The following is a 19,432-nucleotide window of genomic DNA, read 5'->3' as shown; positions in this document are numbered from 1 at the left end:
TACTATATTAATTTTCTGTTCTTAAAACATATCCTCCGTTTGGTATTCTTATGGCAACCCCGCTTTCATCAAAAGTATAATCTGTATCCTCTAAAGGATTCTTTTCCTGATACATATTAAGTCCAATTATACGAATTGCATCCGCCATTATTTTAGAATCTTGAATTACTGTTCCCTCCATTATTCCCTTTTGCATTAGTTCTCTAGCTTCAGGAATTCCATCTATCCCAAATACAGGTATATACTTTTTTTCATCACCTAAGTTATAGCCAAATTCCTGAAGGGCATCAATTGCTCCAAGTGCCATTTCATCATTATTTGAAATTATTATGTCTATATCTTGAAGTCTTAGCAAAAGTAATGGAGATAAATAATCTTTTACTATTTTCCTATCCCAATTAAAATTGCCAGAATAAAGCTCATTAATTTCAAGGTTACTTTTCATTTTTTCCAAGGTGCAGCGGCTTCTTAAACTTGATTCTATACTTTCCTTATTTCCTCTAAGCAAAATATAATCTAGCTTACCATTGTGATTTCTATCTATTAATTTTTTATTCTTAATCTGATTTAATATCATATCTGCCTCAACAAAACCTAATTCACAATCATCAGTACCAATAAAGATGGATTTTCCATAGGATTTAATTGCGTCAAAGGATTTAGGCTCTCTAGCAAAAAATATAAGCGGAATATTATATCCTTTAACCTTATCAACAATATTATCCGTTTTATTTGTATCAACTATATTCATAAATATTATATCTACATCATTTTTTAAAGCCTCATTCAATTGATTATTTTGAAGCTCTTGATTTTCTTTACCATCATAAAAAAGCAATTCTATATCCTTATAACTGTTATTCACAAGATTAATTAAATTTTCTTTTAGAGCAATATTATAAGCATTATCTTCATCATAAAAGAATACCGCTGCTTTTACTATTTCCCCATTTGGTTGTGCATTAACTTTTATATTTCTTACACATAAGAATAAAAATAATGAAATACAAAAATTAATTATTAATATTCTTTTCACCATTTTACCTCCAATTCATTAATTATAAATATTATGCCTTTTTCCTTTAATAAATATAAATTGAAATTAAAGTACAATTATAACCTTATTTTTATTATTTATTATTTTCAATTTTATATTTATTTTTTTTATATTTAATTGCAATTTACTAATTTTATCAAATGATTCATACTCTTATAGTTTTTCTAATATAATAATGTATAATTTTATGATATTTTTAGGAGAACCTATGATACAGACAAATTGCAGTTTATTTTTTGATCCATCCGTTGGAAACTATTTAATTGAATATAGAGGCCCTTTTCTTGAAGAAATGGCAAAAATTGATTATGCTTGTGGTATACCAATTACTGAAGCATTTGCTGTTATTGCTGTAAATGAAAATGATATAAATCGATTATTAATAGATGTACCTTCAATAGTATATATAGATATTCGTACAATGCTGGTACTTCAAGAAATTTCTCCTTCTTATGTAGATAATATTAATAATATTAAGTTAAATCCTTATTTAGATGTTAGTGGAAGAGGTGTAGTTGTAGGTATTATAGATACTGGAATAAACTATTTAAACCCTGAATTTATGCGGGAAGATGGTACATCTAGAATAATTACACTCTGGGATCAAACTATAAGCTCTAATGATTTCCAAGATAATTATAATATGTATATGGGTAAAGTATTTACAAATGATCAAATTAATTTAGCAATTCAAGCTAGCAGAAATAATGAGGATCCTTATGCAATTGTTCCTTCAATCGATGATGTTGGACATGGGACTAAAGTTGCAAGTATTATAGGGGCTAGAGGTGAAGATCCAGATTTGCAAGGAGTTGCTAATGGATGTGACTTTGTAATAGTTAAGCTATTTCAGTCTACTAACTTTCGACAGAAAATTCTTGAAAATAATATGACTCCTCCTCCTGTATATAACATGTCAGAACTATTCACTGCTATTGAGTTTCTTAAAAATGAGTTTCTTAGACTTAATAGACCTATGGTTATCTATATTGGCGTCGGTACGACCTTTGGTAGTCACGATGGAGCTAATTTAATATCTAGATATATACTAAATTTAATGAATTATGGCCACTTATGCATAGTAATTGGTACTGGAAATGAAGGTAATGCTCAAGGACATGTTTCAGGATTTATACCAGGAGTAAATGAAATATCTACTCAAGAATTTAGAATTTCTAGGGAATTAAGAAATTTTTCCTTTAGTATATGGCTTCAAAGTCCTAACAGAGCCTCAATAAATATTACATCTCCTACTGGAGAATCTAGTGGAATTATAATTTCACAAACTGGTAAAGTACTAACATATAACTATGTATTCACTAATACTTCAGTTAGAATAAGTTATTTTACCCCTGAACACTTTACAGGTAATGAACTTATTAATGTAGAGTTCACAAGAATTAAACCAGGTATTTGGAGAGTTGATCTTATTGGTTACTATATAGTAAGCGGAAGATATGATATTTGGATGCCACCAAGCAACACTCTGCCTCCTGGTGTAGAATTTTTGACTCCTAACCCAGAAAACACTTTACTTGTTCCTTCTACCACAATGAATATGTTAAGTGTAGCCTATTTAGGTGTCAATAATTCAATTACCCCTACTTCTGGTAAAGGCTTTAATGTTAATGGATTTATTAATCCAGCTATTGCTACTACTGGTGTAGACATATTAGCTTCCGATGTTAACGGTAATGAAAGTACTTTATCTGGCGCTTCCGCTGCCTCTGCTATTATTGCTGGTGCTTGTGCCCTTCTTTTTGAATGGGGGATTATAAAGGGTAATGATAGGTCTATGTCTACTATAAAAATTAGAAGCTACTTAATTTATGGTTCTACTAGAAATCCTAATTTTACATATCCAAATGTAGATATTGGATATGGAGAATTTAATTTACTAGGAACCTTTAACTTTATTGCTAGGATTTTTACTAATCTTTTTAGAGAATCTAATGAATTTAACAATTCAAAAATTGATAAGCTTAAAGAATTTTATAAACTCCCCAAAAAGGATGGTGATAAAATTGAATAGACAATTTAATCCTGATGAAAACATTTTTAACAATCCTGATATTTACCATTATATTGTCCATTATATAGGTGATGTTGCAGCAGAAATAGCAAATTATCCCGACCTTAAAATCACAATATTGACTGATAAATATGCAATATTATCAACATTCGACACCATCGAAAAATGGCTTGTAAGTTCACCCTTTGAAACAATTATATATATAAAACCTTATACAGTTTATAGCCTTCAACAAATTTCTCCTTTAGCGGCCTCACAGGCAGAATTTCTTCAACTAAATCTGCCTTTAAATCTTTTAGGTACTGGTGTTAAGGTAACTATAATTGATACAGGAATAGATTATTTGAACGAAGAATTTATGGATGAAGAAGGAAATACTCGTATAGAATTTATTTGGGACCAAAGTGCTAATAATCAACCATCTCAAACCGAAGGCTTTGAAACTTTTTTTGGGGCGCTTTACAATAGTGAGCAAATTCAAGAAGCCATAAATACTTACAGGCAAGGTGGGGATCCTTATTCTATTGTTCCCGTAAGAGATGAAATTGGACATGGTACTAATATGGCTGGTCTAATAGGTGGGAGAGGTAAAAATCCTAATTTAAGAGGTGTTGTCCCTGATTGTAGATTTATTATTATAAAACTAGTAGAAGATAGAGCTTTTAAAGCTCTTTATCAGGTGGATACACAAGAACCTGTTTATAATACAGTTACTATATTTTCAGCCTTAAGAGTTATTTCTAACTATGCTTTAACTATTCTAGATCCTATTGTTGTATATCTTCCGTTAGGTTCAAGTCTAGGCAGCCATAAAGGTTCAACTCTTCTTGAAAGATATATTAACAGCTTAGCTTTATACAATGGTTTTACTATAGTAACTGTTACAGGTAATGAAAGAAATACTAGAAGACATGCTTCTGCTACTCTTAGACCTGAAGAACCTATTAAAACCTTTGATTTAGATGTTGCCCCAGGTCAAGGTTCATTAATTGTAGATGTTTGGGTAGATCTTCCTAATGTTGTATCTGTTGATATAGTATCTCCCTCTGGGGATAATACTGGAATTATAAATTATACCACAAACAATTACACCCATAATTTTGTATTTGAAAATACACGAGTAGATATATTCTATTTCATACCTGACGAAAATACTGGAGACCAAAATATTAGAATTGTTTTTACAAACTTACAGCCTGGAATTTGGAGATTAAGATTTCTCGGTAATCTAATAATAGGTGGATCAATAAACGCCTGGCTGCCTCAAGGAGATTTAACCCTTCCAGGTACTCAATTTAATCCTGCTGATCCTTATGGTACTATAACAAGTCCAGGTAATTCACCTTTTATTATAACTGCAGCTGCTTATAATCAAAACAATAACAATTTAGTTGATTATTCTGGAAATGCTTTTACATCAGGATATATAAACCCAATTGATGTAGCTGCTGGTGGTGAAACTGCAATGACTACTGCCCCCAACAATGAAATTGCAGTTATAAGCGGAACTTGTGTTGCTGGAGCTATAGTTGCAGGAGCATGCGCTATGATTTTTGAATGGGGAATAATTAAAGGTAATGATACAAATCTCTATACCCAAACTTTAAAAACTTATCTGGCTAGGGGAGTAAATGAAAGATCTGGAGATATATATCCTAATCCTCAGTGGGGCTTTGGAATGCTAAATATCTTAAGATTATTTGACAATATAACTTAAAACAAGTTTTTTAAATATAACATATAATCTAACTAATAAAAAAATCCCTAAGTGGATTTTTTTATTTTATGAATAAAATTTAATAATATATAAAAAATAATAATATATAAAAACTATTAAAAATTTTAAAACAATTATTTCAACTATTTATGAAAAATACAAGTATGGAGGAATACATATGAAAACAAAAAAATTATTAGCAGCATTAATCTTTACATTGACAGCAGTTGCTTTTGTAGCTTGTGGACAAAATAATGATACTGATACAAGTGACAAAGGAACTACTGAACAAAATCAAGATAAAACTGATAATGAAAACGCTGATGCTATTACAACAGCTTCAATTGTCAAAGAAAATGAAGCCTTTGAAAAAGCAATTAGTAAAGATGGAACTTGGATAATAGCAATCTTAAATGATTTAACTTTTGACAAAGAATTATTAGTGGACGGAGATTTCAAAAATGGTAAAAAAGACGAATCTACTGGTGAAGAAGCTTTTCAGCGTAAAATAGCTTTATATACTCAAGATGAAGATCGTAATATAACAAATAAATTTACTTTAACAGCTCCAAAACTAACCTTTAATAGTATAAACGGAAGTATTGAACACGGTACCTTTAAGGGAGACCTTTATATTTCAGGCAAGAACTTCAAATTAGTAAATCAAGTAATTGAAGGGAACATCTACTTCTTAAATCAGGAAGCTATGGATACCTTCAAAATTGAAGATAAGGACGGAGATACACCTTCTAAAGTAACTGGTGTTCAAGAATTAAAAACAGAGTAAACTAAGTTCTATAGCAATAAAAAAAGGAGCCATATCAGAATTATTCTGATATAGCCCCTTTTTTGTTTTTATATCTATTATTTCATAAAAGCTTTAATTCAATATCCTTTTCATTTGGATGATTTTCTGCTTCTATAAGTTTATCCTTAATAGCTTCATACTTTTCAAGCATTCCATTCTTTACCTTGTCTTTTACAGCCTCTGATACTCTTCCTTGACACATATATGAGCCTATAACAGTATTAGATGCTGAAAACAATGATTTTACCGAAGCTAAAATTCCATCAAAATATTCTTTAGTATTATTATATCCAGCTGTTCCAAATATAAAAACTCCCTTATTATATTTTTATAATAAAGGAGTTTTAATAAATTATTCTCTATATAAAACTATCCTTCCCATCCATCAGGAAATTCTGCATTATGATACACGTTTTGAACGTCGTCATCATCTTCAAGTAAATCTAACATTTTTTGAAACTTTTTAGCATCTTCTTCATTTAATTCCGTATAAGTATCTGGTATCATTTTAACTGAAGCTTCTAAAAACTCTAGCCCTTCAGCTTCCAATGCTTCTCTAACTTTTCCAAAATCTTCTGGAACTGTTGTTATAATAAATACCTCTTCTTCGGCTAAAAAGTCTTCTGCTCCTGCATCTAAAGCAAGCATCATAATTTCATCTTCGTCTTTATCTTCTCTTTCAATAACTATTTCGCCCTTTTCTTGGAACATAAAACTAACACAGCCTGTTGTTCCCATGTTTCCACCACCTTTAGTGAAAGCACTTCTTACATTCCCAGCTGATCTATTTTTATTATCAGTTAAAGTTTCTACTATAACTGCTACTCCTGAAGGACCATAACCTTCATATACAATTCTTTCATACTCTATTGCTGAAAGTTCTCCTGAAGCTTTTTTAATTGCCCTTTGTATATTTTCATTTGGCATATTAACCGCCTTTGCTTTTGCAATAACATCTCTCAATCTTGGATTATTGTCTGGCACAGGACCACCATTTTTAACTGCAATAGCTAATTCTCTTCCTAGCTTAGTAAAAATCTTTCCTCTTTGAGCATCCACTTTTCCTTTTCTATTTTGGATATTATGCCATTTTGAATGTCCTGCCATTTTTATTCCTCCCGATATATAAATTAAACATATTTTAAACACAAAAATTATAACATAATAAAATTATTATGACAAATATTATTAAATAGGCTAAATAATTTTAAAAAGTCTATTTTCTTCCTTAAAATATATATCCTCTTCTATCCTGCTGCAAATTATCTTTCCATTAGATGCTTCAGCCATTTCCTTTTCAATCTTATCGGCTATTTCTATTTCTGATAAAATATGAACAACTACCTTATCGGTATATTCTGTATCTTCTATATGCCAATTATTCTTCCCACATATATATTGAACTTTACCTAACATATCATATTCCATTTTAAAAAGCAATCTAACTCCTTTAACTTTTTCGACAACTCCAGCAGCTTTTATTGCAATAGAAGCTCCTTTGGTATAGGCCCTTGTTAATCCCCCAGCCCCTAAAAGAATTCCTCCAAAATATCTTGTAACTACTACTGCACAATCAGTTATATTGCTTTTTTTTATTACTTCTAAAATTGGTATTCCTGCTGTTCCTTGAGGTTCCCCATCGTCGCTATATCTTTGAATAGACATATTTTCTCCTATTACATATGCATAGCAATTATGGGTAGCTTGTTTATGCATATTTTTTATCCCTTGAATAAATTCTTTAGCCTCTTCTTCATTTTCACATCTTTTTGCATAGCCAATAAATTCTGACTTTTTCTCAAAAAATCTATCTTCTCCAAAATTTTTAATCGTAGTATAATTCATTAGAATTCTCCTCTTTATAGCTTATTTTCCATAATAAATATTTTCCTTAGCAACAATATTCCCTTCTGAATCCTTAAACTCTTTTTGTGTTTTTTCTATTAAATTATATTGAGCTAATTTTTTTAAAACATCTTCCATCCTTATATTAAAGCTTTTAAAATTAATATGATGTTTTATATCATAGGAACTATATTTTTCCTTATTATTAGCTAAAAAATCAATTACTTCTTTTCCCAATATATCTAAATTAGAAACTATATATTTTTCAATTGTTTCAATTAATTTTAATATATATTCTTCTTTATTTTCTGAATATAAAAGACCTCGCACCTTTTCATCAAATTCATCATTTAATTTAGATACCATATTAATAGCATCTTTACTTACTCTATAATTATTTAAACTTAAGTAAATGTTACAAAAACTATTTAGAGCCCTAAATAAAACTTCATAGGCAGTATATATTCCTCCATTGCTTAGATATTTTTTACATATACCTATTTCTTTTAATAAGTTTCCTAGATATACTAGATACCATTTTTCTTTATTATTATCTGCTAAATATACTTTTTTTTGATAAATATCTGATATCTCAAAATCATTTGAATAAACCAACTTAGAAGACATAAGAGTATTATCAATAGCTTCTTTATTAGTATTTTGAAAATAATATTTTATTAATGAAGCTTTACTTAATATTTTAATATGTACGGGAACTTTATTTACTTCTGAATATATATCCCTTATATTATCAAAATCTTTTTTATAAACTACAAGTAAATCTATATCTGAACCATCCCAAATATCACCATTAACCATACTACCATAAACAAAAATAGCTAATGTATTCTTATTTCCTCTAATTGTCTTAATTATTTTATTATAAGCATTTTGATATTGGATAATTATATTCTCCATTACTTCCCTCCATACATTTTTATAAATAAATTATATAAAAAAACTGTAATAAAGTCTAATCTTCATTACAGTCCTTTTTCCAAATTGAGTTGTTTGTACATCTATTTATTTCTTCTTCAATAATGCATCTATAAATAGAATTTCTCTTTTTCAAGACTTCCAACATACAGTAAGTTTCTCTTAAAAGTTCATATGTTAAATTTAATGAAAATTTTAGCTGGCGTTTTTTTACAAAAGCATTTGATTGTATGTTTAAAGAAGCTATAGAAGTCCCTTGAGCTGCAATAGCCAAAAAATGTATTTCTTCTACTAACGGCTTTACTTTTCTTTCGTAAAAAATCCTTTCTTCTTCACTTCCCACAAGCAATGAACTAAATTCTATTTGAATATTATTTAATGAATTAACTATTTCATCAACTTTGGAAATCCCATCTTTTATTTGATCATCAAAAGGTGTATTTTCTTCTATATCTTCATTAATATTTTCTTCGTCGATAATTTTTTTAGTCAGATCTTCCTTTTCGTCCTCTATATTTATATTTTTCTTTTTCTTTCTTCCCCTAACCAACACATCATCTCCGAAATATTATTAATAAAATTATATTACTAACTTAATTCCTTTATTATAAATTCTATTGATTTATTATATACCTCTTCATCAGTTTCTGCTATTATAAAAGTACCATTTTCTCTATATTCTTCTTCTAGTATTCTTGCATTTCTATGAAGGAAAGATACTATATTGCTCTTATTATATGGAATTAAGTATTCACATTTTTTCATTTTATAAGGAAGCTTTTCTTCTATTAAATTTAATAATTCTTCTAAACCTATTCCTTCTTTAGCACTTATTTCTATAGTTTTATATTCTTTAAAGCATTCTCTTATTTCATTAATTTTTTCTTTTTCAGAAATATCAATTTTATTTAATACTAAAATAGTTTCTTTATCTTTAGCTCCTAGCTCCTCTAAAACATTAAATACTGCTTTAACCTGTTGAATTGCATTATCTGAAGAAGCATCTACAACATGACATAATAAATCGGAATAAATCACCTCTTCTAGTGTAGATTTAAAAGCTTCTACTAAATCATGAGGAAGCTTACTTACAAATCCTACTGTATCTGTTATGGTTACAATTCCTTTATTATTTAAGACTATTGATCTTGTTGTTGTATCTAAAGTTGCAAAAAGCATATTTGCTTCAAAAACTTTTTCTTTTCCTTGCGTATCTTTTTTTGCTGCTATATCACAAAGTTTATTTCTTAAAGTTGATTTTCCTGCATTTGTATAACCAACTAAAGATACTTTTGGAATACTTTCCTTATTTCTCTTTTCCCTTTGAACTTCCCTTGTTTTTTTTATTTTTTTCAATTCCGAATTCAAATCATATATTGTTTCCCTAATATGTCTTTTATCAGTTTCAAGCTTTTTCTCACCAGGACCTTTAGTACCAATACCTCCACCTGTTCTAGACAAAATTGTACCAAGACCTTGAAGCCTGCTTAATCTATATTTAAGCTGTGCTAACTCTACCTGAATTTTTGCTTCTTTACTTCTTGCCCTTCTTGCAAATATTTCAAGGATTAAAGTGGTTCTATCTATAACTTTAGCACCAATTGCTTCTTCTAAATTTCTAACTTGAGAACCAGACAATTCATCATCAAAAATTATTAAATTAGCATGCAGATTTTGTCTTAATGAAGCTATTTCAGAAACCTTTCCCTTTCCTATAAAATAGGCTGGATCTATTTTGCTTCTAGATTGATAAACCATATCTAATACTGGTATATCGCAGGCTTTTGTTAATTCTTTTAACTCTTTAAGGCTTTCCATAGTATCTGATCCAACTAAAATTGCCTTTTCTATCTCATCTTCAACGATATCATTAGATTTTATTGCATCTTCAATATAACTTATTTTATCTAGTATATTTACTGATAGCAGTTCATCTAAAGAGATATTAAATATTTCTTCATAGTCCAATGTATCATTAGTTATTGCTAAAATACCATATGAACAATCGATAAGCTTTCCATTTTGCACTCCTATTGCTACTATAGCATCTAATTTAAGTTTTATTAATGCTGATAAATCTAAAGCCGATAAATTAGAGTATCCATTTGGATGAGTATGAATAACCCTAACTCCTGATAATCTTTTTTCCTTAATATCTATCATAGAAATTTCTACTAAAGTAGAATCCCCAATAGTTACAGAAATAACCTTTCCTTTTCTATCAACTGCTACACTTATTTCTCTTTCTATTAATGATGATATTCTTGAAATTGTTTCAATAATTTCTCTACTACAAACTTCATCTCTTAAAACTCTATGTTTATATATCTCCTCAAGCTCATCTATAAAAACTTTTTTAATTCCATCAATATTGCCATATATCATATATAACACCTCACTTGTATACTATTGACAACTGTCATATAATTTTATACTATAATTACATTGTTGTAAATATGCTAGAAGGCTTATGAAACATACATTTTGGGAGGAAATACTAATGGATGATAAGAAAAGAAATATCCTTTTTACTGAAGAACAAATAAAAGAAAGAGTAGCAGAACTTGGTAAGGTTATAACTGAAGATTATAAAGATAAAAATCTTTATGTATTGCCACTTCTTAGAGGCAGCTTCGTATTTGGTGCCGATTTATTTAAAGCTATTGATTGCAAAGCTCAAGTTGGCTTTATGACAACTTCAAGCTATGGTAATGCAGAAGTAAGCAGTGGTATTGTAAAAGTTGTTAATGATATACCAGATAATATTGAGGGACTTGATGTACTAATAGTTGATGATATAATTGATACAGGATATACAATGAAATTTGTTATAGATTATGTTATGAAAAAGGGAGCTAAGTCAGTAAAGACTTGTGTACTGCTAGATAAACCTTCTAGAAGAAAGGTTGATTTAAAACCTGACTACTGCTGTTTTGAAATTGAAGATCTATTCGTAGTAGGATATGGATTAGATTACGAAAATTATTACAGAAACGTACCGTATGTATTTAATTGGGAAGCTAATTAAATACAATAATTTAAAATGTAAAATACATAATTCAAAATAAAAAACTGCAGATATTTACTGAAGCTGCAGTTTTTTATTTTTTATAATTTAGAAATCTGTATTATTTCTTTAATTGTGTATTAATTAGTTATTTACTAAATTCTATCGCAGTATTTGGAATTTTACCTACAACTATGGTTTCTGATATTGGTATCTGACAGCTTATTTCAACTTCTTTACTATTTAAAGGAATAACCACTCTCATCTTCATACTTACATTTAAATAAATTTTATGCCTTGTTTGATTTATCCCTGCACTTTCAAAAATCGATTCATATTTAGTATTTATATTACCTATCTGTTCTAAATCTATATTTACCTTAGGTCCTAATTTATGAATAGCTAAGTTTTTTGTCATATAACCTAAAGGAACTTCTATTCCTAAATTTTCAAGTTCAGTTATTCTATTGTTTATTGTTAAAATTAATTTTGAAGATAAATAATTTAATTTAACTGTATCTGCTCTTAACAAAGTAATATTGCCTTCGCTATCTTTTTCAATTGACATAATATCAGAATAATCAAATTCCTTTGAATATATATCTAGTGCATTCTCATATACTATATTAGTGGCTTCATTCTTCAACTTATCTTCAGCTATTTTAATTACAGCTGGAGAAATATTATTATGAAAAAAGGAAATTATGGAATTAATTATTATACATAAGGAAATAATAATTATTATAAATTTAATATTTTTGACTTTAAAAGGAATTCTATGCGGTTTTCTATAATACTTCATAAACACCTTCAGAGTTATTATTTTATTCTTTATATAATTATGCTATAATATGCTATATTATTTATTTTACACCAATAAATAAATTAAATTAATAAGGGAGGAAAAAATGGCTAACAAAGAAACTTCAAATAATGAAAAAAGCCAAGCTAAAGATATAAAAAATAATAAAAAGAATAAATCATCTAAACCTAGATATAAAAAGATAATAAAAAGTACTTTTTTAGGAATATTAATATTCACACTATTATGTGTAGTAGTTCTTTCCGGATATATATTTGCAGTTATTAAAAGCACTCCTGAATTAGATGTTAATTCTGTATTAAGTTTAAGCGAACCATCAGCCTTATATGATGATGAAGGAAATTTTATAGATAAAATACCTACTGAACAAATAAGAGAAATCATAGATATTGATGAAATGCCTCAGCATTTAAAGGATGCTTATGTTGCAATTGAGGATGAACGTTTCTATCAGCATAATGGAGTAGATTTTAAAAGAACTATTGTGTCTGCTATAAGATCTGCCTTAACTGTAGTAACAGGGGATGGATATATTCAAGGTGGATCTACAATGACCCAACAATTAATAAAAAATACTCTTTTAACAAACGAAGTTAAAATAGAAAGAAAAGTACGAGAAATTTATCTTGCCTTAACTCTTGAAAGTAAACTTTCAAAGAACGATATTTTGAAGGCTTATCTAAACACAATTCCTCTTGGTGGGAAAATTTATGGTGTTGAAGCTGCTGCTGAATATTACTTTGATAAAAACGCTATTGACTTAACTTTACCTGAGGCTGCATTTATTGCTGGATTAACACAAGCTCCTAGTGCTTATAGTCCCTATGACCCAGAAAATATTGAAGATCCAACTATTTACTTAGATAGAACAAAAACCGTTCTAATGAAAATGAGAGATTTAGGATATATAACTACAGATCAATATAATGAAGCATATGATTTTGTAGATAAAAACTCCTTTGCCTTTTCTCAAAAAAGTGTAAATTATAAAATTAATTACGAATGGTTTGTTTATCCAGCATTAGACCAAGTAAAAAAAGATTTAATGGAAACATATAAATATACTGAAGAGCAAGTTGATAATCTTTTCTCAAATGGTGGTCTAAGAATTTATACCACTATGAATAGAAAAATGCAGGATAGTACACAAGCAGTATTAGATAATAGGGATAACTTTAATTATATAGATGCTTACGCAAATCCTGAGGTTTATGATGACAATGGAACTCCAAAACTTCAAGCCTCAGCAACAATATTTGATTATAGAACTGGACAAGTAAAAGCAATGGTAGGCGGAAGAGGTGAACAACCTGCAAGATCTACCAATAGAGCTTATGATGTTCTAAGATCAATCGGTTCTGTTACAAAACCACTTACTGTTTATGGTCCAGCTATTGACACAAAAACAATCACTGCTGCAACACCATTAGATGATGCTGGCCTACCTTCATCAATACAAAGTAAATATCCAGGTTGGAATCCAAATAACTGGAATTTTAAATCTGATGGAATAATTACGGCAAGAGAATCAATTGCTTTATCAAAAAATATTACAACAATCATTGTTGAAGATAAATTAGGTGTAGAGACTGGTATATCTTATGGCGAAAAACTTGGACTTATTTATTCCGAGGCATCTAAAACATTATCAGTTGCTGCTTTAGGTGAATTTACATCAGATCCAGCAGATCCAGATGGTGGTAATACTTATATTTTAGCTTCTGCCTTTGGAACTTTTGGTAATAATGGATTATATACAGAGCCTATGTTGTATACAAAAGTTGAAGATGCTACAGGAAAAGTAATACTAAATAAAGAACCTAAGGTAACTCAAGTATTTACACCACAAACAGCATTTATTATGCGTGATTTATTAAAAGGACCTTTAACTTTCGATGCTGGTTCAGCAAAATTATATAATATGCCAGTTATCGGTAAAACTGGTACAACTAATTTTAGCACTGATTTCTTATTTGCAGGGCTAACACCTTATTATTCTGCATCGGTATGGATTGGTTATGACAATCATGACATAGTAGGAGGTAGCAGTTATAGTTCTTCTGCTGCTAATCTTTGGGGTAAGATAATGGCACCTATTCATGAAGGCTTAGAATATAAAGAATTTGATGGAAATCCTGGTGGAGTAACAAGTGTATCAGTTTGTTTAGACTCTGGTAAAAGAGCAACTGATCTTTGTGCCCGTGATCAAAGAGGTTCAAGAGTTCGTACAGAATTATTTGTTTCAGGTACAGAGCCTTCTGGAAGCTGTGATGCCCATGTAGAAGTTGAAGTTAATAAAAATAATAATAAACTGGCAACTGATAAAACTCCTAAGAATTTAATTGAAAAGCGAGTATTTATTAAAAAAGAATTTTCATCAAGATTATCTGACGATGACAAATATATTGTTCCAACTGAAAAAGATGACACAAAATCAGTAATAGGTGAAATTATAGATCAAATAAAAGGAGAATTCAAATTATCTGATTTAGGAATCTCTGTTGGCGGAAATGTAGATGATGCCATAGCAAAGCTTAATGAAAAAGAGGTTCAGGTTAAAATATCAAATCCTGATGCTAAAACAAGAATAATAAAATCTTTATCTAGTAATACTGCCAAAAAAGGAGATACTATTACTATTGAATTAGAAGATAAAGAAGAGTTACCTACAAACTCAGATTTAGATCCTAATAATAACAACAATAATAACAATAATAACTCAGAAAATAATAACTAATATGATTTAAAAAAGGCTGTTATATTTATACAATACAACAGCCTTTTTTAATATAATCTCCTTTTTATGTTTCTAAATTTAAATTTATTATTTCACCCGTGTCTGCTCTCACAAATACTGTAAATGATTTTTCTAACTTTTCTCCATTATCTTGAGTATTGCTATTAACTATATCATTTTTATTGCCAGTTACGTTAAAAACATAAGATAATACAAGTTCATTATTATCATTTTCTATATAAGATAGAAATATATTATTTATTTTGTGAACATCTATATTTAGTTTTCTAAAATGATTAACTGCTATTTCTTTTGCTTTCTCTTCCTTAATATCAATTTTGTTTATGATTTCTTTATTAGCAATTGAATAATTTGAATATCCCTCGAGTTTTCCTGATACTTTATCAATCAATGCAATTATTTCTTGATTGAATATTGGATAACTATCTTTACATTCATAAAACACTACTGTATAGTAGGGAGACTTTTCTTCAGTATTCCTAACTTCTTTAAAAATAAAATTGTCCTTTGTTATTTCACTAACATAACCATTGGCAAGTTTTTTGGCATCTTCCTCTGAAATAATATCCTCACTACCAAGCACTCTTATATTTTTATTAGAAAATCCTAAAACTTCATAATTCTCATCTATATCTACACCAAAGTTCCCCACGATTACTGAATATTTAATTTGTGAATTCTCACTTGCAAGTTTATTTAAAGAAATATCTTGAGAAGTATCTTTTTTATTTTTATAACTACTAATAATATCTTTATCATATAATTCTTCAATAAAATCCTCTGCAACAGTTATTTCCTTATTTTCTTTATTTAATATATTTCTAATTAAAATTCCTATAGCTACTAATAAAAATACAATAACTATAATAGAAATTACTTTCCCACTTTTATATTTCATTGTATCCTCCTCAACCTAAATAAGTTGTTATAAACTCTTAAAAGCAAACAATATATACATATATATTACATCATTTTTATAATATTATAAAGTTTCAAATTATTTTTTATACATTATACATATTTAATTTCTATAAAAATAAAGGGGCTTGCTTTTATGCCCCTAATAATTTTAATTTTTATACAACATATCCCCATTTCTCATTTTTTATTCTATCTGTAATTGGCATATATCTACGAACACCAGTAATTGCGCTTATCCAACTTATCCAAACATACTTATCAGTTATTACTACATAATCATAATATACCTGCTCGCCTCTATAATATTGACCTTGTATTGGATTATCGCTACCTACATATGGTTTATTTCTAAAATTTATTGCATCTACAGTACAAGTAAATAATCCCTTTTCTGAATATTCTTTTATTATCTTTTCCTTTGAGTTACTACTATTTGGAATAGTTTCATTTTTAGGATTTTCAGCCTTTGCAATAGGATATACCTTAACACCATTCTTATCAAATACTGAATAGCCACTCCTGCTATCACATTCTTTTTTAGCATTTTCTAATATTCTATAAGCCCCTATTTGTGATTTTACATCGCTCCAGCTCTTTCTAACTCTATATAGATTGTCTGTTGTTTCTACTTTAGGTATCTTTACACTGTAGTCTTCTCCAGTTAACCCTTCACAAATAGCAATAGCAACTTTATCTGTATCTAACTTAGCAAAATCACTCTTTGAATCACAAAAACAAACTTCTACCAGAACAGCTATAGCTTTTGTATGATATATTACATAGAAGTCTTCATGTTTTACTCCTCTATTAACAAATCCACAACTGGCAGCTACTTTATCATTAATACTTTTTGCAATAGCATAATTCTTTTTATAATATTCCTGATTTATAAAAGCACTTGGGTTTGCTAAATAAGTCTCAGTTCCTTCTCCACCCCCTGCATTGAAATGAATGGAACAAAATATATCTACATTATTCTCATTAGCAATTTTTACTCTTCTAGCTAAAGAATCATACATACTGCTAACCCCACCATCAATTGTGCAATTAATCACTGTATGTCCCTTTTCCTTTAATTTTTGTATAACCTTTTTGCCAACTATTCTATTATATTCGCTCTCTACAAAAACTCCTCTAGCAGAAGTATCATACCCAGTTAAACAGTGCCCCATATCTATTCCAATCTTCATTTACTTTTCCTCCTTTGTATACTATATGTATACATAATATTCACCAACTATAGTAAAAGTTATTGTTTAAATTAAAAATTCTTTTCCTTTATAATATTAATATATATAAAAATAACTCCTAGATATCTAGGAGTTATTACACATATTTTAATTCCAATTATTCATTAAATCATCCCACATCATTTTTCCACATTTAGCTAAAGTTACTGTACCATAAACGCTATTTGGAATTCCCATTGATAGTACAGTAAAAGAAAAGGTTCCTTTTGACAAAGTTACAAGTTCAGTATCATTTTCAACACCTTTTTTATCTCCAGTTTTGCTTGAAATTTCATATTTTAAATCATCTGGTATATAAAGTGCCAACTTATTTTTTATTTGCTGTCTGTTTAAAATATCAATTAACATCTGACTATTTTCCTTTGACAAATAAGTTTTCTTATACAAATGTCTCCAAAGAATAGCAAGATCTAAAGCTGATGTTATATTTTCAGAAGCATCGTCTTCATTATTTATATCACCAGTTTTTCTCTTTAAAACTGTATTTTCCATTCCCATTTCCTTGATATTTTTATTAATTTCATCCATACCAATAATATCTATTATCTTATTTGCTGCAGTATTATCACTTTGAATTAACATTGCAACTAATAATTCAAAAATGGTATATTCTCTCTCATTAAATTCATGAATAATACCTGTTCCATAAACTTTATCTTTTCTTTCTATTTTAATTTTATCTAAAAAATCTACTTTCTTATCTTCTACAGCTTTTATAAGGGAAACTGCAATTGGTAGTTTAATACATCCAGCGGCAACCATTTTAACGTTTTCATTATACCCATAAACAAATCCGCTTCTTAAATCCTCAAAGAAAAATCCATATGTGCCAATTCTTGATTCTAAATATTTCTTTATCTCTTTCATAATACCCTCCAGCTTTTTTACCATATTATCGTCTAAAAGAATTATATCATATTTTCAGAAAATTTTGAAGCATTCAATTATTTTTCTTGTTATTTTATTATCATAAAAATAGTGATAGAGAAATCTCTATCACTACATTATACTCTAATCTGCAAATGAAATTCCTATCTTTCTAGCAACCTTAACTAAATCTCCATTTGGATCAACAAGTTTTGACTTTTGTCCTATTACATTTTCTAATGTGTCACTCGACATTTCTCCGCCTTTTAAGCATACCATATGTCCGAATTTTTCTTCATTTATTAGTTCAACTGCTGCAACACCATATCTTGTAGAAAGAATTCTATCAAAAGTAGAAGTATTTCCACCTCTTTGAATATGACCTAAAACAGTACATCTAATTTCTTTATCAGGCATTAATTTTTCTAGGTCATCAGCTAATTTATTACCAATACCTCCAAGTCTAATTGGATCTGGACTGTCTTTAACTATTTTTGCAATTACAACTTCTCCATCTTTTGATTTTGCTCCTTCAGCTACAACAATTATACTAAACTTTCTTCCTGCCTTTTCTCTTTCTCTAACTTTTTCTACTATCTTATTTATATCATAAGGTATTTCAGGAAGTAATATAACGTCTGCTGAACCAGCTATTCCTGATTCTAAAGCAATCCAACCTGCACCTCTACCCATAACTTCACAAATCATAATTCTATGATGAGACTCAGCTGTTGTATGAAGTCTATCTAATGCTTCTGTTGCTACATCTATTGCTGTATTAAAACCAAAGGTAACATCTGTTGATGCTAAGTCATTATCAATAGTTTTTGGTACTCCTATAACCTTTACACCTTTTCTAGCAAAATCTCTTGCAGAAGTTAAAGTACCATCTCCTCCTATTACTACTAAAACATCTACACCTTCTTTTTTTAGGTTTTCAACAGCTACATCAGACACATCTTTTTTAACCATTTTACCATTTTCTTCTACCAAATAATCAAAAAGGTTATCCTTATTAGAGCTATATAATATAGTTCCTCCTCTATGAAGTATTCCTGCAACGCTGTCAAGAGTTAAAGGGACAAAATCATTATTGTATAACCCTCTGTAACCAAATTTATAACCTATTACTTCCCAGCCATGATTTAATATCGCTGCTCTTGTTACGGCTCTAATAACTGCGTTTAATCCAGGACAATCTCCTCCGCCTGTTAGTAATGCTATTTTTTTAATTTTTTCTCCCATTTAAATTCCCCCTACTCACTTTTATGATTTCGGAATATACTATACATTCCAAATTTTCTGTCAATTAATTTCAAAAAAAATTTATTACTCAGTTTAATTTAATAATACCATAAAATGTTTAGTATTTAAAGAATATTTCTTCTAGATTTTTAAATAATAATTGTTA

16 protein-coding genes and 1 pseudogene are annotated in these 19,432 nt (G+C 28.9%); 5 read left to right on the top strand and 12 right to left on the bottom strand.

Annotation, left to right across the window (positions count from 1 at the left end):
• Positions 1–7: 7 nt before the first annotated feature.
• Entirely contained in the window at positions 8–1,039 is a 1,032-nt protein-coding gene (locus tag BEN51_RS03310) for a galactose ABC transporter substrate-binding protein (protein WP_119864671.1), read from the bottom strand.
• A 226-nt stretch (positions 1,040–1,265) separates the two neighbouring features.
• Here BEN51_RS03310 and BEN51_RS03305 point away from each other — a divergent pair, with 226 nt between their 5' ends.
• The 3 genes from BEN51_RS03305 (at position 1,266) to BEN51_RS03295 (ending at position 5,593) form a co-directional block, all read left to right on the top strand.
• Entirely contained in the window at positions 1,266–3,089 is a 1,824-nt protein-coding gene (locus BEN51_RS03305; protein WP_119864670.1) for a S8 family peptidase, read from the top strand.
• Positions 3,082–4,806 carry a S8 family peptidase gene (locus tag BEN51_RS03300; protein WP_236906249.1) on the top strand — a complete coding sequence of 575 codons (1,725 nt, stop codon included), beginning with the start codon at positions 3,082–3,084 and terminating at the stop codon, positions 4,804–4,806. The genes BEN51_RS03305 and BEN51_RS03300 overlap by 8 nt, the downstream gene beginning before the upstream one ends.
• Before the next feature lie 178 nt (positions 4,807–4,984).
• The gene (locus tag BEN51_RS03295; RefSeq protein WP_119864669.1) at positions 4,985–5,593 is read left to right on the top strand and encodes a hypothetical protein; all 609 of its coding nucleotides are present in this window, start codon (positions 4,985–4,987) and stop codon (positions 5,591–5,593) included.
• A gap of 82 nt (positions 5,594–5,675) precedes the next feature.
• On the opposite strand, the pseudogene BEN51_RS03290 reads toward BEN51_RS03295, so the two are convergent.
• The 6 genes and pseudogenes from BEN51_RS03290 to hflX all read right to left on the bottom strand — a co-directional run.
• Positions 5,676–5,924: pseudogene (locus BEN51_RS03290) on the bottom strand (flavodoxin family protein); the annotation flags it as partial.
• Between the two features lie 59 nt (positions 5,925–5,983).
• The gene (locus tag BEN51_RS03285) at positions 5,984–6,721 is read right to left on the bottom strand and encodes a YebC/PmpR family DNA-binding transcriptional regulator (protein WP_119864667.1); all 738 of its coding nucleotides are present in this window, start codon (positions 6,719–6,721) and stop codon (positions 5,984–5,986) included.
• A 90-nt stretch (positions 6,722–6,811) separates the two neighbouring features.
• A complete protein-coding gene (locus BEN51_RS03280; protein ID WP_119864666.1) occupies positions 6,812–7,459 on the bottom strand; it encodes a YigZ family protein in 648 nt (215 codons plus the stop codon).
• A gap of 21 nt (positions 7,460–7,480) precedes the next feature.
• Positions 7,481–8,377 (bottom strand): nucleotidyltransferase domain-containing protein, encoded by an 897-nt coding sequence (locus BEN51_RS03275; RefSeq protein ID WP_119864665.1) that lies wholly within the window; start codon positions 8,375–8,377, stop codon positions 7,481–7,483.
• 55 nt (positions 8,378–8,432) lie between these two features.
• The gene (locus BEN51_RS03270; protein WP_119864664.1) at positions 8,433–8,945 is read right to left on the bottom strand and encodes a hypothetical protein; all 513 of its coding nucleotides are present in this window, start codon (positions 8,943–8,945) and stop codon (positions 8,433–8,435) included.
• A 38-nt stretch (positions 8,946–8,983) separates the two neighbouring features.
• Entirely contained in the window at positions 8,984–10,780 is a 1,797-nt protein-coding gene (hflX, locus tag BEN51_RS03265; protein WP_119864663.1) for a GTPase HflX, read from the bottom strand.
• 115 nt (positions 10,781–10,895) lie between these two features.
• Between hflX and hpt the strand changes: the two genes are divergently transcribed.
• Complete coding sequence (hpt, locus tag BEN51_RS03260; protein ID WP_119864662.1) at positions 10,896–11,423, top strand: hypoxanthine phosphoribosyltransferase; 528 nt, start codon at positions 10,896–10,898, stop codon at positions 11,421–11,423.
• Between the two features lie 127 nt (positions 11,424–11,550).
• Here the strand turns inward: hpt and yunB are convergent, their stop codons facing one another.
• Complete coding sequence (yunB, locus tag BEN51_RS03255) at positions 11,551–12,204, bottom strand: sporulation protein YunB (protein ID WP_119864661.1); 654 nt, start codon at positions 12,202–12,204, stop codon at positions 11,551–11,553.
• A 106-nt stretch (positions 12,205–12,310) separates the two neighbouring features.
• On the opposite strand from yunB, the gene BEN51_RS03250 reads away from it, so the two are divergent.
• Complete coding sequence (locus BEN51_RS03250; protein ID WP_119864660.1) at positions 12,311–14,962, top strand: transglycosylase domain-containing protein; 2,652 nt, start codon at positions 12,311–12,313, stop codon at positions 14,960–14,962.
• A 64-nt stretch (positions 14,963–15,026) separates the two neighbouring features.
• Here BEN51_RS03250 and BEN51_RS03245 read toward each other — a convergent pair whose 3' ends face one another.
• The 4 genes from BEN51_RS03245 to BEN51_RS03230 form a co-directional block, all read right to left on the bottom strand.
• On the bottom strand, positions 15,027–15,881 hold the full coding sequence (locus BEN51_RS03245) for a hypothetical protein (protein ID WP_119864659.1): 855 nt from the start codon (positions 15,879–15,881) through the stop codon (positions 15,027–15,029).
• Between the two features lie 178 nt (positions 15,882–16,059).
• Positions 16,060–17,094 (bottom strand): N-acetylmuramoyl-L-alanine amidase, encoded by a 1,035-nt coding sequence (locus BEN51_RS03240; RefSeq protein WP_119864658.1) that lies wholly within the window; start codon positions 17,092–17,094, stop codon positions 16,060–16,062.
• 147 nt (positions 17,095–17,241) lie between these two features.
• A complete protein-coding gene (locus BEN51_RS03235; protein ID WP_119864657.1) occupies positions 17,242–18,021 on the bottom strand; it encodes a serine hydrolase in 780 nt (259 codons plus the stop codon).
• Between the two features lie 144 nt (positions 18,022–18,165).
• Entirely contained in the window at positions 18,166–19,266 is a 1,101-nt protein-coding gene (locus tag BEN51_RS03230) for a 6-phosphofructokinase (protein ID WP_119864656.1), read from the bottom strand.
• Positions 19,267–19,432: the final 166 nt, after the last annotated feature.

Source organism: Clostridium isatidis, assembly GCF_002285495.1.
GTDB lineage: Bacteria > Bacillota > Clostridia > Clostridiales > Clostridiaceae > Clostridium > Clostridium isatidis.
Note: the sequence above shows the minus strand (reverse complement) of the source record. Positions and strands in the feature narration are given on the sequence as shown.